The 14,377-nt window shown below is 55.8% G+C and carries 10 protein-coding genes and 1 rRNA gene; 3 read left to right on the top strand and 8 right to left on the bottom strand.

Going from position 1 to position 14,377, the window contains the following annotated elements; translation table 11 throughout:
• Window positions 1-21 precede the first annotated feature (21 nt).
• Window positions 22-891 (bottom strand): 23S rRNA pseudouridine(2604) synthase RluF, encoded by an 870-nt coding sequence (gene rluF, locus PUZ33_RS19420; protein ID WP_013095030.1) that lies wholly within the window; start codon window positions 889-891, stop codon window positions 22-24.
• A gap of 196 nt (window positions 892-1,087) precedes the next feature.
• Here rluF and PUZ33_RS19415 point away from each other — a divergent pair, with 196 nt between their 5' ends.
• Window positions 1,088-1,390 (top strand): type II toxin-antitoxin system RelE/ParE family toxin, encoded by a 303-nt coding sequence (locus PUZ33_RS19415; RefSeq protein WP_029882644.1) that lies wholly within the window; start codon window positions 1,088-1,090, stop codon window positions 1,388-1,390.
• Window positions 1,391-1,396: 6 nt separating this feature from the next.
• A complete protein-coding gene (locus tag PUZ33_RS19410) occupies window positions 1,397-1,684 on the top strand; it encodes an addiction module antidote protein (protein WP_013095028.1) in 288 nt (95 codons plus the stop codon).
• On the opposite strand, the gene PUZ33_RS19405 is transcribed toward PUZ33_RS19410, so the two are convergent.
• On the bottom strand, window positions 1,681-3,312 hold the full coding sequence (locus PUZ33_RS19405; RefSeq protein WP_013095027.1) for a Na/Pi cotransporter family protein: 1,632 nt from the start codon (window positions 3,310-3,312) through the stop codon (window positions 1,681-1,683). The two genes, PUZ33_RS19410 and PUZ33_RS19405, sit on opposite strands and share 4 nt — an antisense overlap.
• 115 nt (window positions 3,313-3,427) lie before the next feature.
• A complete protein-coding gene (gene metH / locus PUZ33_RS19400; protein WP_058680835.1) occupies window positions 3,428-7,111 on the bottom strand; it encodes a methionine synthase in 3,684 nt (1,227 codons plus the stop codon).
• Window positions 7,112-7,304: 193 nt separating this feature from the next.
• Between metH and iclR the strand changes: the two genes are divergently transcribed.
• Window positions 7,305-8,132 (top strand): glyoxylate bypass operon transcriptional repressor IclR, encoded by an 828-nt coding sequence (iclR, locus tag PUZ33_RS19395; protein WP_013095025.1) that lies wholly within the window; start codon window positions 7,305-7,307, stop codon window positions 8,130-8,132.
• A 68-nt stretch (window positions 8,133-8,200) separates the two neighbouring features.
• On the opposite strand, the gene aceK is transcribed toward iclR, so the two are convergent.
• From aceK to rrf, 5 genes are all read right to left on the bottom strand, one after another.
• Complete coding sequence (aceK, locus tag PUZ33_RS19390; protein ID WP_058680834.1) at window positions 8,201-9,940, bottom strand: bifunctional isocitrate dehydrogenase kinase/phosphatase; 1,740 nt, start codon at window positions 9,938-9,940, stop codon at window positions 8,201-8,203.
• Between the two features lie 50 nt (window positions 9,941-9,990).
• On the bottom strand, window positions 9,991-11,295 hold the full coding sequence (gene aceA, locus PUZ33_RS19385) for an isocitrate lyase (RefSeq protein ID WP_023621409.1): 1,305 nt from the start codon (window positions 11,293-11,295) through the stop codon (window positions 9,991-9,993).
• Between the two features lie 32 nt (window positions 11,296-11,327).
• Window positions 11,328-12,929 (bottom strand): malate synthase A, encoded by a 1,602-nt coding sequence (aceB, locus tag PUZ33_RS19380; protein ID WP_013095022.1) that lies wholly within the window; start codon window positions 12,927-12,929, stop codon window positions 11,328-11,330.
• A gap of 270 nt (window positions 12,930-13,199) precedes the next feature.
• The gene (metA, locus tag PUZ33_RS19375) at window positions 13,200-14,129 is read right to left on the bottom strand and encodes a homoserine O-acetyltransferase MetA (protein WP_013095021.1); all 930 of its coding nucleotides are present in this window, start codon (window positions 14,127-14,129) and stop codon (window positions 13,200-13,202) included.
• Window positions 14,130-14,304: 175 nt separating this feature from the next.
• Window positions 14,305-14,377, bottom strand: a 5S ribosomal RNA gene (gene rrf, locus PUZ33_RS25285); the annotation flags it as partial.

Raw genomic sequence — 14,377 nt, 5'->3', positions numbered from 1 at the left:
CAAGCCGGGGAAAAAAGGGGCTTAACGCCCCTTCTTTTTACGTCCCGGTTGCGTAAAGCGTTTACCCGCGGGCTTGCCTCGCCCTTTCTCTTCCGACTGCGGTGCTTTCACGACCGGGCGTTTAATCGCCTGAGTTTTCGGTTTGGCTTTGGCCTTCGGCTTTGCTTCAGACGAGGAGTTCTCGATAAGTTTGAACAGCTCAATCAGCTCGTCGTCCGTTAAGTCACGCCACTCGCCCAGCGGGATACCGGACAGGCTGACGTTCATGATGCGCGTGCGTTCCAGCTTCGTCACTTCATAACCGAAGTATTCGCACATACGGCGGATCTGACGATTCAGGCCCTGCACCAGGGTAATGCGGAACGCGAACGGCGCTTCTTTCTTCACCTTACACTTTTTCGTGACGGTACCGAGGATGGGTACACCGGCGCCCATGCCGCGAATAAATTCGTCCGTGACCGGCTTATTCACCGTCACGATATACTCTTTCTCGTGGTCATTCCCGGCACGCAGAATCTTATTCACCAGATCGCCGTGGTTAGTGAGGAAAATCAGCCCCTGCGAGTCTTTATCCAGACGGCCAATCGGGAAGATACGGCTACTGTGGTTAACAAAATCAACGATGTTGTCCCGCTCGCCATCTTCTGTGGTGCTGACAATCCCAACCGGTTTATTCAACGCGATAAACACCAGGTCTTCTGCATCACGCGGTTCGATGAGCTGACCATTCACTTTGACCACGTCGCCAGGCATCACCTGGTCACCAATAGTGGCGCGTTTGCCGTTGAGGAACACATTACCTTGTTCGATGTAACGGTCCGCCTCGCGACGTGAGCAGATCCCGCTCTCGCTAATGTATTTGTTTAATCGGATTGATTGAGTTGGCAGCATAGTTTCTCCTGTGAAGGCGAAATATACCTTAGGTCTGGGCAGGAAAAAAAGATTAGCCGACGGTAACTGAGACGGGTTTTTTAGTTTGCGAGACACTTTCAGGATTTAGCGTCAGGCCATTTATCCTTGAGCTAACTCCTTTTAGCTTTACTCCCCACATACATTTATTTGTAGTTTATAAATCACAGGGAGTAATATGAAGGAGATCGTTCAGACAGAATCCTTCCGACGCTGGGAGCAAAATTTAAAAGATCGGCGAGCAAGGACCATTATCGCGTCCCGCCTCTTTCGGTTGGCAAATGGCTTAGCGGGCGACATAAAACCCGTGGGGGAAGGTATATGCGAGCTGAGGATCCACTTTGGTCCGGGCTACAGAATCTATTTTAAAGACCAGGGCAATTGCATCATCGTGCTGTTGTGTGGTGGTGACAAAAGCAGCCAGGCCAGAGACATACTTATGGCAAAAATGCTGAGCAATGTATCCCAATGGCAGGAGTGAATGAGCATGCATAAATTAACACCCTACGATCCAGCCATCGCGTTGGTAGATGATGAGGAAATAGCCGTGTTTATGGCTGATGCATTAGAAACCGGTGACTCAGCGTATATTGCTAAAGCTTTGGGCGTCATCGCGCGAGCGAAAGGGATGTCGACCATTTCACAGCAAACTGGCCTGTCACGAGAACAACTGTACCGATCATTTAGTGATAAGGGGAACCCAACGCTTAAAACCACGCTGGCGGTCATGAAAGCATTGGGTCTTGGGCTCACAATCAAACCCGCCGGGGATTAATACTCATCCCGCTCGTCATCTTCATCCGGCTGTTCCATCACGCTGTACGCCACCGCACAGAACAATGAGTTAAGGCGTTTCATATCCCCCAGTAGCCCCAGGTGCAGGGAGCTGGTTTCGATACTCTGCACGTTCTGCTGGTGCAGACGTTCAACGTGGGCGTGCGAGTAGCGGCGGTTGAGGATACGGAAGCGATGCTTGTTGCGGCGCAGACGGCGTGCGCTCGGCACATCGCTTGAGAAGAAGACCAGCATCGCCAGCTTCAGGTTGCTCAAAAGTTGTTCGTGCAGGGCTTCCAGCTCCTTCAGCCCTTCGACGGAGAACGCGCGGCGGGCGGCCAGAGATTTGTCAGCAATTTCACTGCCCATCCGCTCCACAATATCCGAAGCCTGCTCAAGGTTAAGCGACATCTCTATGATTTCCGCCCAGCGGCGGGACTCCTCTTCCGCCAGTTCATCCTGGGGGATGCGCGCCAGATAGAGCTTGATAGCGGTATAGAGCACGTTGATATCATCCGCCAGCCGGCGCAGCTCTTTCTCTTCCCGCGGCTCGCCGTGCATCACCTTTTGCAGGCCTTCGAGCATGGTTTCCATGGCATCACCCATGCGCAGCGTCTCGCGGGCGGCATTGGCCAGCGCCAGCGCAGGAGTATCCAGCGCGGAGGTATCCAGATGCTTCGGTTTCAGGCGCGCATCCAGCTCCGGTTCATCGCGTATAAGCCGTTCGCAGAAGCGCGCCATCGGTTCAGCAAACGGCACCATCGCCAGGCAACGCACCAGGTTGTAGAAGACGTGGAAGTAGATCACCAGCTCTGCCTTCGGCAGAGAGAGGTTGTCCATCAGGTTCGCCAGTGGGTGCACAAACGGCAGAATAATCAGGCTGCCCACCAGCTTAAACAGCAGACTGCCGAGCGCCACGCGGCGGGCGGCAGCATTGGCAGCGCTGTTATTGAGCATCGCCAGCAGGCCCGAGCCGAGGTTAGCCCCGATCACCAGACACAGTGCGACCGGGAAGGAGATCGCCCCTGCGGCGGTGAGCGTGGCCGTCAGCAGCACCGCCGCCAGGCTGGAGTAACTGACAATGGCAAACACCGCGCCGATGAGCGCATCCAGCATAATATCGCCGGTTAACGAGGCGAAGATAACCTGCACGCCGTTGGCTTCGGTAATGGGCGTGACCGCCTGCACAATCAGCTCCAGCGCCAGCAGAATCAGCCCGAGGCCAATCCCCACGCGTCCAAGCTGACCAGCGCGCGTCTGCTTACGCCCAAGGAAAAAGATGACCCCGATAAATATCAGCAGCGGCGACAGCCAGGAGAGATCGAAAGTCAGGATACGTGCCATTAGCGCGGTACCCACGTCAGCGCCCAGCACAATAACCAGTGCAGGGGCCAGCGCCACCAGATCCTGAGCGACAAACGATGTCACGAGCAATGTGGTCGCATTACTGCTCTGAACCAGCGCCGTTACGCCAATGCCCGCGCAGAAGGCGAGCGGTTTCTTCTCCACGCTGCTGCTGAGAACAGTACGTAAACGTGCGCCAAATACGCGCATCACGCCGGTACGGACAATATGGGTGCCCCAGACCAGCAGTGCGACTGCCGAGAGCAGATGTAACAGGGTCAGCACGGAAGGTTATCCTCCTTATCGTTATTCGTTTTCCTTAGGTCAGTATAAGGGTTTAAACGTAAGAAAGAGACAGGGCGCTCAATGAGCGCCCTGTTAGTTGTAAGGAAAAGTGACGTCAGTCGGCGTCGTAGCCGAGATTCGGCGCTAACCAACGCTCCACTTCTGAGACGCTCATGCCTTTACGCAGTGCATAATCTTCAATCTGATCGCGCTGCAGCTGCGCCACGGCAAAGTATTTGCTGTCCGGATGACTGAAGTACCAGCCGGATACCGATGCCCCAGGCCACATCGCGAAAGATTCGGTCAGTTTCATTCCGGTATGGGCCTCAACGTCCAGCAGCTGCCAGATGGTGCCCTTTTCGGTATGTTCCGGACAGGCCGGGTAGCCGGGTGCCGGGCGGATCCCCTGGTAGTTTTCGCGGATCAGCTCCTCATTGCTGAGATTTTCATTCGCCGCATAGCCCCAGTAAACCTTGCGTACGCGCTCATGCAGATACTCTGCGAACGCTTCCGCCAGACGATCGGCAATCGCTTTGACCATGATTTTGTTGTAATCATCGTGCTGCGCTTCAAAGGCATCCGCCAGGGCGTCCTCTTCCAGACCGCCGGTCACGGCGAAGGCACCGATGTAGTCGGCTTTACCACTCAGCTTCGGCGCAACAAAATCGGCCAGACAGTAGTTGGCAAACCCGACCTTTTCGGTTTGCTGGCGCAGGTGATGGCTTACGGTCAGCACGTGAGTGCGCGTCTCATCGCGATAAATTTCGATGTCGTCCCCCACGCGGTTAGCCGGGAACAGCCCCACCACGCCGCGCGGGTTAAGGGCTTTCTCGGCGCTGAGTTTGTCGAGCATGTCGTTAGCGTCTTTAAACAGGCGCTTCGCCTCTTCGCCGACAACCTCATCTTCCAGGATGCGCGGATATTTGCCCGCCAGCGACCAGGTCATAAAGAATGGTGTCCAGTCGATGTAGTTGCGCAGCGTTTCGATGCTGGCGGTCACCTCCTGCACGCCCAGGCGATGGGCAACCGGCGGCGTATAGCTCGCCCAGTCAAACGCCAGATCGTTATCGCGCGCCGCCTGAAGTGTCACCGGTGGGGTGCGCGGTTTCTTGCGGGCATGCTGAATGCGGACGGTTTCGTACTCTTTGCGGGTCCGGGCCACAAAGTCATCGCGCTGGGTGTCGGAGAGCAGCGCTGAGACCACGCCCACGGTGCGCGAGGCGTTCTGAACATAGACCGTCGGGCCGCTGTAGTTCTGCTCAATCTTCACCGCAGTATGCGCTTTTGAGGTGGTCGCCCCGCCAATCAGCAGCGGAATGGTGAAGCCCTGACGCTCCATCTCTTTCGCCACGTTAACCATCTCGTCGAGCGACGGGGTAATCAGCCCGGAAAGGCCAATCAGGTCAGCATTGACTTCGCGCGCGGTCCTGAGGATTTTATCCGCCGGCACCATTACGCCAAGGTCAATAATCTCGTAGTTATTGCACTGCAGCACCACACCGACGATGTTCTTTCCGATGTCATGCACGTCGCCCTTCACGGTGGCGATAACCATTTTACCGTTGCTGGAGCCCTGCTCTTTGCTGGCTTCGATGAACGGCTCCAGATACGCCACGGCCTGCTTCATTACGCGCGCGGACTTGACCACCTGCGGCAGGAACATCTTGCCCTCGCCGAACAGATCGCCCACCACGTTCATGCCGTCCATCAGCGGCCCTTCGATAACCTCGATGGGCCGGGCGGCCTGCTGGCGCGCCTCTTCGGTATCCTGCTCGATAAATTCGGTGATGCCTTTTACCAGCGAATATTCCAGCCGCTTCTTGACATCCCAGCTACGCCACTCGGCCTGCTGGACGTTGGCAGCGTCGTCCGATTTGCTGCCGCGGTATTTTTCTGCCAGATCGAGCAGCCGCTCGGTGGCGTCGTCACGGCGGTTGAGGATCACATCTTCCACCGCGTCGCGCAGCTCTGCGGGCAGATCGTCATAAATAGCCAGCTGTCCGGCGTTGACGATCCCCATGTCCATCCCGTTGCGGATGGCGTAGTAGAGGAATACGGCGTGGATCGCTTCACGTACCGGGTCGTTGCCGCGGAACGAGAACGACACGTTCGAGACGCCGCCGGAGATCAGCGCATGCGGCAGCTCACGTTTGATGTCTTCACACGCGCCGATAAAGTCCTGGGCGTAGTTATTGTGCTCTTCAATCCCGGTGGCGACGGCGAAGATGTTCGGGTCAAAGATGATGTCTTCCGGCGGGAAGCCCACCTCTTCGGTCAGGATCTTGTACGCACGGCGGCAAATCTCAATTTTGCGCTCGCGGGTGTCCGCCTGGCCCACTTCATCAAAGGCCATCACCACCACGGCCGCGCCGTAGCGGCGCACCATCTTCGCGTGGTGAATAAAGATATCGACCCCTTCTTTCATTGAGATGGAGTTGACGATACCTTTGCCCTGAATGCACTTCAGCCCTTTTTCGATCACTTCCCATTTGGAGGAGTCAATCATGATCGGCACGCGAGCAATATCCGGCTCGCCGGCGATCAGGTTGAGGAAACGTACCATCGCCGCCTCGGCGTCGAGCATCCCCTCATCCATGTTGATGTCGATGATCTGCGCGCCGCTTTCTACCTGCTGGCGGGCAACGTCCAGCGCTTCGCTGTACTTCTCTTCTTTGATCAGGCGTTTGAATTTCGCGGAACCGGTGACGTTGGTACGTTCCCCAACGTTCACAAACAGGCTGTCGTCACCGATGGTCAACGGCTCAAGGCCGGAGAGACGGCAGGCAACCGGCAGCTCTGGCAGTTTACGCGGCGGCAGACCGGCCACGGCATTGCTCATGGCGGTGATGTGCTCCGGCGTGGTACCGCAGCAGCCGCCAACGATATTCAGGAAACCGGATTCGGCCCATTCGCGGATCTGCGCCGCCATGGTGTCTGCATCCAGATCATATTCGCCAAAGGCGTTTGGCAGACCGGCGTTCGGGTGTGCGGTGACGTAGCATTCCGCAATGCGTGACAGTTCCTGCACATACTGGCGCAGCTCATCCGGACCCAGCGCGCAGTTCAGGCCGAAGGAGAGCGCTTCCGCATGGCGCAAGGAGTTATAAAACGCTTCGGTGGTCTGCCCGGACAAGGTACGGCCAGAGGCATCGGTAATGGTGCCGGAAATCATGATTGGCAGCTCGACGCCCAGCGCCTCGAACTCCTCTTTCACCGCGTAAATCGCGGCTTTGGCATTGAGGGTATCGAAAACCGTTTCAATCAGGATCAGGTCGGAACCGCCTTCCACCAGCGCTTTGGTTGATTCACGGTAGGCTGCCACCAGCTGGTCAAAGGTGATGTTACGAAACGCCGGGTCGTTTACGTCCGGTGAAATAGAGGCGGTGCGGTTGGTTGGGCCCAGCACCCCGGCAACGTAGCGCGGTTTATCCGGCGTGCGCGCCGTCCACGCGTCGGCACAGGCGCGGGCGAGCTTCGCCGCCTCATAGTTTATCTCCGCCGACAGGGATTCCATCTGGTAATCCGCCATGGCGATGGTTGTCGAGTTGAAGGTGTTGGTTTCAACGATATCCGCACCCGCTTCGAAGTAGGCGTTGTGGATATCCGCAATCACCTGCGGTTTGCTTAATACCAGCAGGTCATTGTTACCTTTGAGATCGCATGGCCAGTCCGCAAAACGTTCGCCACGGAAATCGTCTTCACTGAGGCGATAGCTCTGGATCATGGTGCCCATGCCGCCGTCCAGCACCAGAATTCGTTCATTTAACTGCGCACGCAGTTGCTCTACTTTGCTGCTCACACTTGCTCCCGACAACGCTCAACCAGGCCAAAAGGCTGCGGTCCATACTGGCACAATCTTGCAGGGTGGAAAAGTCACACGGCGGTAACATGAGACATGTTCACTATCACTCATCCGATCAGTCAGGATAACGGTTGCAAAATCACCAAATAAAACGAAAATGATTTCCACGATACAGAAAAAGGAGATCGTCATGGTCACGACCGTTCCCGCGAAACGCGGCAGAAAACCTGCTGCCACCCCCGCCGCACAACAGGGCGGACAGGTTCAATCGCTTACACGCGGTTTGAAGCTGCTGGAATGGATAGCCGAGTCGCACAGCAGCGTGGCCCTGACGGAGCTGGCCCAACAGGCCGGTTTGCCGAACTCCACTACGCACAGGCTGCTGACCACCATGCAACAGCTTGGCTTTGTGCGTCAGGTTGGCGAGCTGGGGCACTGGGCAGTCGGCGCCCATGCGTTCATCGTCGGCAGCAGCTTCCTGCAAAGCCGCAACCTGCTGGCGATTGTGCATCCTATCCTGCGCAAATTAATGGAAGAGTCGGGCGAGACCGTGAATCTGGCCGTGCTCGACCAGAGCGACCATCAGGCGATCATCATTGACCAGGTACAGTGTACCCAGCTGATGCGTATGTCAGCCCCCATTGGCGGTAAGCTGCCGATGCACGCGTCCGGCGCGGGGAAAGCCTTTCTGTCGCAGCTGAGCGAGGAACAGGTGACGGGGCTGCTGCACCGTAAAGGGTTGCACGCCTATACCCACGCCACGCTGGTTTCACCGGTGCATCTGAAAGAAGATCTGGCGTTGACCCGTAAGCGCGGCTATTCGTTTGACGACGAAGAGCACGCCCTGGGCCTGCGCTGCATTGCGGCCTGTATCTTTGACGAGCATCGCGAACCGTTTGCCGCCATCTCCATCTCGGGGCCGATTTCACGTATGACCGACGATCGCGTCACCGAGCTGGGTGCGCTGGTGATTAAGGCGGCGAAAGAGGTCACCCTGGCGTATGGTGGGATTCGCTAGGATTGAGTGCGGTCTGTTGCCCTCACCCCGGCCCTCTCCCACAGGGAGAGGGAAAAAACATGATGCCCTTACCCTGCGGGAGAGGGAGAAAACCGGATGCAAAACCGCTGCTTACGACGGTAGGCGTACACATCTTCCACATGCCCGTTTTTGATCCGCGTTTGCAGCCCGCGCCAGTAGCTGGCACGAAACAGATCGGCATGCATCTCTTCAAACAATGGCCCAATACGCGGGTCGGCGCACAGCCAGTGGCGAAACTCCTCGGGAAAGACATCGCCCGGTGAGACGCTGTACCAAGGTTCACCGGAAAGCTCATCTTCCGGGTAGCGGGGCGGTGGGATATCGCGGAAGTTCACCTCGGTCATGTAGCAAATTTCATCGTAATCATAGAACACTACCCGCCCGTGTCGGGTCACGCCGAAGTTTTTAAACAGCATGTCGCCGGGGAAGATATTGGCGGCGGCAAGCTGACGAATCGCGTTGCCGTACTCTTCAATGGCATCTTTTAAAGCCTGACCGTCGGCCTGTTCCAGCCAGATATTCAGCGGCACCATACGGCGCTCGATATACAGATGGCTAATCGCTATTTTGTCGCCCAGATCGGTGATTTTTGCCGGTGCTTCCTGCAGTAATAGGGCCATTAAAGCCGGATCGATCTGCCGCTTATCCAGCACAAAATTTTCAAACTCCTGCGTATCCGCCATACGTCCGACGCGATCGTGTTCTTTCACCAGCTGATAGCAGGCACGAACATGCGCTGCGGTCATCTCTTTCTGCGGCGCGAATGTATCTTTGATGACCTTAAACACCCGGTCAAACCCCGGCAGCGTAAAGACCAGCATCACCATGCCGCGAATGCCGGGCGCTTCGATAAATTGCTCATCGGCGGTGGTGACATAACGCAAATACTCCCGGTAGCTTTCCGTTTTGGCATGCTTTTGACAGCCAATCGCCATATACAGCTCGGCGGTGGTTTTGCCCGGCAGGATCTCGCGCAGCCACTCCACCAGGGCGGCAGGCAGCGGAGCGTAGACCATAAAATAGGAGCGGGCGAAGCCAAACACAATGCTGGCCTCAGCGCTGGTGGTCAGGCAGGTATCGACAAACAGTTCCCCGTCATCGGTACGGTGTATGGGCAGCAGAAACGGCACGGTGGCGGAGGGCGTCACGAGCTTGCCCACCAGCCATGCGGCTTTATTGCGGTAGAAAAGCTCGTTGGCGACCTGCAAATGGCAGTGGCTGAGAGCCTCTTCGCCAAAGGATTCGTGGAGATGGGCGATGATAAAGCCAATATCGCGGGCTTTATTCTCCCACGGCAAACGCAGCGGTAAATCTGTTAACACGCGGTGCAGGAGCTTCTCCCAGCCGTGGTCGGGGAAAAAATCCTTCGCCAGCGGGCGCGGAATGGTGCGAAAACGGCGCTCCGGCTGGGAGCTAAAAATAAATAACCGCTCAGGAGATAATGAGCGGTGGTCAAATAACCGGCAATACACGGAGTTGAAAAAGCTCTCCGCAATCTCGAAGCGCGGGTAGTCTGGCAACAAATGGGTGTAGTGCTCCTTAACGCGCAGTAAAAATGCCGCGTCAGGGCTTTTACCGTCGGTAATGCAGCGCAGTTGTTCCACCACCAGACCCACGTGATGATCGTAGAGGTGAATACGCTGCTTCATGGCCTGCTGGACCGCATGCCAGTCGGCGTGCTCAAAGCGCTGCTGCGCGCCGGAGGTGACTTCCAGAAAACGACCATACTGGGCATCGAAGCCCTGCAAAATAGTCTGTGCAATCAGTAATTCCAGACCACGCGACATAGATTCCCCCTCACCCCAACCCTCTCCCCAGAGGGGAGAGGGGGAAAAGATTAGAACTGTGCTTCTTCTGTTGACCCCGTTAAGGCAGTGACGGAGGAGGCGCCGCCCTGAATAATCGTGGTCACATTATCAAAGTAGCCGGTTCCCACCTCCTGCTGATGAGAAACAAAGGTATAGCCCTCTTTACCCGCGGCAAACTCCGGCTGCTGCACTTTCTCAACATAGTGCTTCATGCCTTCGCCCTGCGCGTAGGCGTGCGCCAGGTCGAACATGTTGAACCACATGCTGTGGATCCCCGCCAGGGTGATGAACTGATACTTGTAGCCCATCTCTGACAGCTGCTGCTGGAAGCTGGCGATGGTTTTATCGTCCAGATTCTTCTGCCAGTTGAAGGACGGCGAGCAATTATAGGCCAGCAGTTTGCCCGGGTATTTGGCGTGGATAGCATCGGCAAAGCGTTTTGCCAGCGCCAGGTCCGGCGTGGAGGTTTCGCACCAGACCAGATCCGCGTACGGTGCATACGCCAGGCCACGGCTGATGGCCTGCTCAATGCCAGCATGGGTACGATAGAATCCTTCGCTGGTGCGCTCGCCGGTAATGAACTCGCTGTCGTATGGATCGCAGTCAGAGGTGATCAGGTCAGCCGCGTCCGCGTCGGTACGGGCAATCACCAGCGTCGGCACGCCGAGCACGTCAGCGGCAAGACGCGCAGCAACCAGTTTCTGAATCGCTTCCTGGGTCGGGACCAGCACTTTGCCGCCCATGTGTCCGCATTTCTTCACCGAGGCCAGCTGATCTTCGAAGTGTACGGCCGCTGCACCGGCCTCAATCATCGATTTCATCAGCTCAAAGGCGTTCAGCACGCCGCCGAAACCGGCTTCTGCATCCGCGACGATCGGCAGGAAGTAGTCAATAAAGCGCGGATCGTTTGGCTCAATACCTGCCGCCCACTGGATCTGATCCGCACGGCGGAAGGTGTTGTTGATCCGATCCACCACCGACGGCACCGAGTTTGCCGGATAGAGCGACTGATCCGGATACATGCTGGAGGCCAGGTTGGCATCCGCCGCGACCTGCCAGCCGGAAAGATAAATGGCTTCGATACCGGCCTTCGCCTGCTGCAACGCCTGACCGCCGGTCAGTGCACCGAGGCTGTTGATGTAGCCCTTTTTGGAGCCGCCATGCAGCAGATGCCACATCTTCGCCGCGCCATTTTGCGCCAGCGTGCATTCCGGATTGACCGAGCCACGCAGTTTCACCACTTCCTCAGCGCTGTATGGGCGACGGATACCTTCCCAGCGCGGCTGTGTCCACTCTTTCTTCAGTTCTTCGATTTGTTGGGTACGGGTTTTCATGTGCAGATGCTCCATATTGTTATGTGGTGGATTTACGCAAGCAGGCGGTAGCCTGGCAGGGTGAGGAAGTCGATTAAGTCATCTGAGGTTGTGATTTGCTCCATCAGGCGGGCGGCATCATCAAAACGTCCGCTGCTGAAGCGGTGTTCGCCCAGCTCGTCCTGAATGACGCGCATCTCTTCGGCCAGCATCTGGCGGAACAGGGATTTGGTCACCGGCTTGCCGTTGCTGAGCGTTTTCTGATGGTGGATCCACTGCCAGATAGAGGTACGGGAGATTTCTGCCGTCGCCGCGTCTTCCATAAGACCGTAGATGGGCACACAGCCGTTACCGGAGATCCACGCTTCGATGTACTGCACGGCCACGCGGATATTGGCACGCATGCCCTCTTCCGTGCGTTCACCCGAGCACGGCGCCAGAAGTTGCTCTTCTGCGATTGGGGCATCGTCATCACGGGTGACAAACAGCTGGTTTTTGTTGTCGCCGAGCACGTGGTTAAAGACTTCCATTGCCGTATCGGCCAGACCCGGATGGGCGATCCACGTGCCGTCGTGACCGTTACGCGCTTCAAGCTCCTTGTCAGCTTTCACCTTGTTGAGCACCTGATTGTTACGCTCAGCGTCTTTGCTCGGAATAAAGGCCGCCATGCCGCCCATCGCAAAGGCACCGCGCTTGTGGCAGGTTTTAATCAGCAGGCGCGAGTAGGCGCTGAGGAACGGTTTATCCATGGTGACAACCTGGCGATCCGGCAGTACGCGATCGGGGTGGTTTTTCAACGTTTTGATATAGCTGAAGATGTAGTCCCAGCGTCCGCAGTTCAGACCTACAATGTGATCGCGCAGAGCGTGCAGGATTTCATGCATCTGGAATACGGCAGGCAGCGTTTCAATCAGCAGGGTGGCTTTAATGGTGCCACGCGGCAGGTTGAAGCGATCTTCCGCGTAGCTGAACACCTCACTCCACCAGGCCGCTTCCTGCCAGGCCTGGGTCTTAGGCAGGTAGAAATAGGGGCCACTGCCTTTTGCCAGCAGGTTTTTGTGGTTGTGGAAGAAATAGAGGGCAAAATCAAACAGGCTGCCCGGAATCGCTTCTCCGCGCCACGTGACGTGTTTTTCCGGCAGGTGCAGGCCGCGTACGCGGCAGATCAGAACCGCCGGATTGGGTTTCAGCTGATAAATTTTACCGGCTTCGTTGGTATAGCTGATGGTGCCATTAACGGCATCGCGCAGGTTGATCTGCCCGTCGATCACTTTACGCCAGTCCGGGGCCAGGGAGTCCTCAAAATCCGCCATAAAGACTTTAACGTTGGCGTTCATGGCGTTGATCACCATTTTGCGCTCTACCGGGCCAGTGATCTCAACGCGGCGATCCTGCAAATCTTCAGGGATGCCGCGGATTTTCCAGTCGCCGCGTCTAATGGAAGCGGTTTCCGAAATAAACCCAGGCAGCTTGCCATTATCAATTTCCTGCTGTTGATGAATGCGTGCAGCCAGCAGCTTATTGCGCTGCGGCGTAAAGCGGGTCACCAGTTCAGTCAGAAATTCAACCGCCTCAGCCGTCAAAATTTGCTGTTCTTGCTCGCCATACGGCTGGGTAAAGGCCAGTTCATCGACCGTCGTTGCCTGTTGAGTCATCACTCTGCTCCTCATCAAAGATCCAAATTCACATCCCCAATGCGAACGAAAGATCGTTGTGTAGTTTTCGCTCAGCAGAATTAAGACTATCTCTATTTTTTACAAAATCAAAAACAATTTCCATTTTAAATTCAATTTAACTTCAACTTATTGATTAATATGAATTTAAAGTTTTAATGCATGTTGAGTTGAATTTCGGAAATAAAAAAGGCACCCGTAGGTGCCTGATGTGAATAGCTGAAACGCTTTAGGATCGTTTTATGCAGAAGATTACTCCAGCGTCGGATTCATGTGACGCAGATCGTATGGCGTTATCTGGTAGACGTAATAGTTGAGCCAGTTAGTAAACAGCAAATTCCCGTGACTGCGCCAGGTGGCTCGCGGTTTGTTCTGAGGATCGTTTTTCGGGAAGTAGTTATACGGCACATCCGGATTGAGACCCGCTTCGACATCACGGAAATACTCTGCCGCGAGGGTGTGTGGATCGTATTCAGGATGCCCGGTTACAAAGGCAATACGCTTATCTTTGCTGGCAAACAAGTAAGCATCGCCATCTTCTGTTTCGGCCAGGATCTCCAGATCGGTGTAGTCGCGAATCAGCTGCGCCGGGAAATCGGCGTAGCGCGAATGCGGGGCCAGGAACGAATCATCAAACCCGCGTGTCAGCAAGGCATGAGGGTGAAGAATGTGGTGTTCGTATACGCCGGAGAGTTTTTCGGTACGGGTTTGTTTGGGGATGCCGTAGAGGATATTCAGCGCAGCTTGTACTGCCCAACAGACAAACAGCGTGGACGTGACGTGATCTTTTGCCCACTCCAGTACCTGTTTGATCTGCGGCCAGTAGGCGACATCATTAAATTCTACCAGGCCCAGCGGCGCACCAGTGACAATCAGTCCGTCGAAGTTTTCCTCGCGGATATCGTCGAAGTTACAGTAGAAGTTATTCAGATGCTCAGAAGGCGTGTTACGCGACTCACGGGCATCGATCCGCAGCAGCTGAATATCCACCTGAAGCGGAGAGTTCGAAAGCAGGCGCAGGAACTGATTCTCTGTTTCGATCTTTTTCGGCATCAGATTAAGAATGAGCACCTTCAGGGGGCGAATTTCCTGACCTGTCGCGCGTGAAGTGGTCATCACAAAGACGTTTTCTTCACGTAAGAAATTGACGGCTGGTAGCTCGTCCTGCACCCGAATCGGCATAACCTTGTATCCTCACAGCATACGTATAAACGTTTAGACATCCAGACAGCCAACGATACCCAGAATTGGTGTGAATGTCGAGTCTGCAAGCTAAAGGTGAGAAAGTTTCAAGGAGAGGGAGAAAACAAAAGCAAAAAACCCCGCACCTTACGGTACGGGGTTCTTCTTATTTGATGCCTGGCAGTTCCCTACTCTCACATGGGGAGACCCCACACTACCATCGGCGCTACGGCGTTTCACTTCTGAGT

It is taken from the genome of Enterobacter cloacae complex sp. 2022EL-00981 (assembly GCF_028737495.1).
Taxonomy (GTDB): domain Bacteria; phylum Pseudomonadota; class Gammaproteobacteria; order Enterobacterales; family Enterobacteriaceae; genus Enterobacter; species Enterobacter cloacae.
Note: the sequence above shows the minus strand (reverse complement) of the source record. Positions and strands in the feature narration are given on the sequence as shown.

What these genes read in the sequence shown, in the direction of transcription:
- aceA (WP_023621409.1), bottom strand. Translation starts at nt 11,295, where the DNA reads ATGAAAACCCGTACCCAACAAATCGAAGAACTGAAGAAAGAGTGGACA.
- PUZ33_RS19410 (WP_013095028.1), top strand. Translation starts at nt 1,397, where the DNA reads ATGCATAAATTAACACCCTACGATCCAGCCATCGCGTTGGTAGATGAT.
- PUZ33_RS19415 (WP_029882644.1), top strand. Translation starts at nt 1,088, where the DNA reads ATGAAGGAGATCGTTCAGACAGAATCCTTCCGACGCTGGGAGCAAAAT.
- aceB (WP_013095022.1), bottom strand. Translation starts at nt 12,929, where the DNA reads ATGACTCAACAGGCAACGACGGTCGATGAACTGGCCTTTACCCAGCCG.
- iclR (WP_013095025.1), top strand. Translation starts at nt 7,305, where the DNA reads ATGGTCACGACCGTTCCCGCGAAACGCGGCAGAAAACCTGCTGCCACC.
- rluF (WP_013095030.1), bottom strand. Translation starts at nt 891, where the DNA reads ATGCTGCCAACTCAATCAATCCGATTAAACAAATACATTAGCGAGAGC.
- metA (WP_013095021.1), bottom strand. Translation starts at nt 14,129, where the DNA reads ATGCCGATTCGGGTGCAGGACGAGCTACCAGCCGTCAATTTCTTACGT.
- aceK (WP_058680834.1), bottom strand. Translation starts at nt 9,940, where the DNA reads ATGTCGCGTGGTCTGGAATTACTGATTGCACAGACTATTTTGCAGGGC.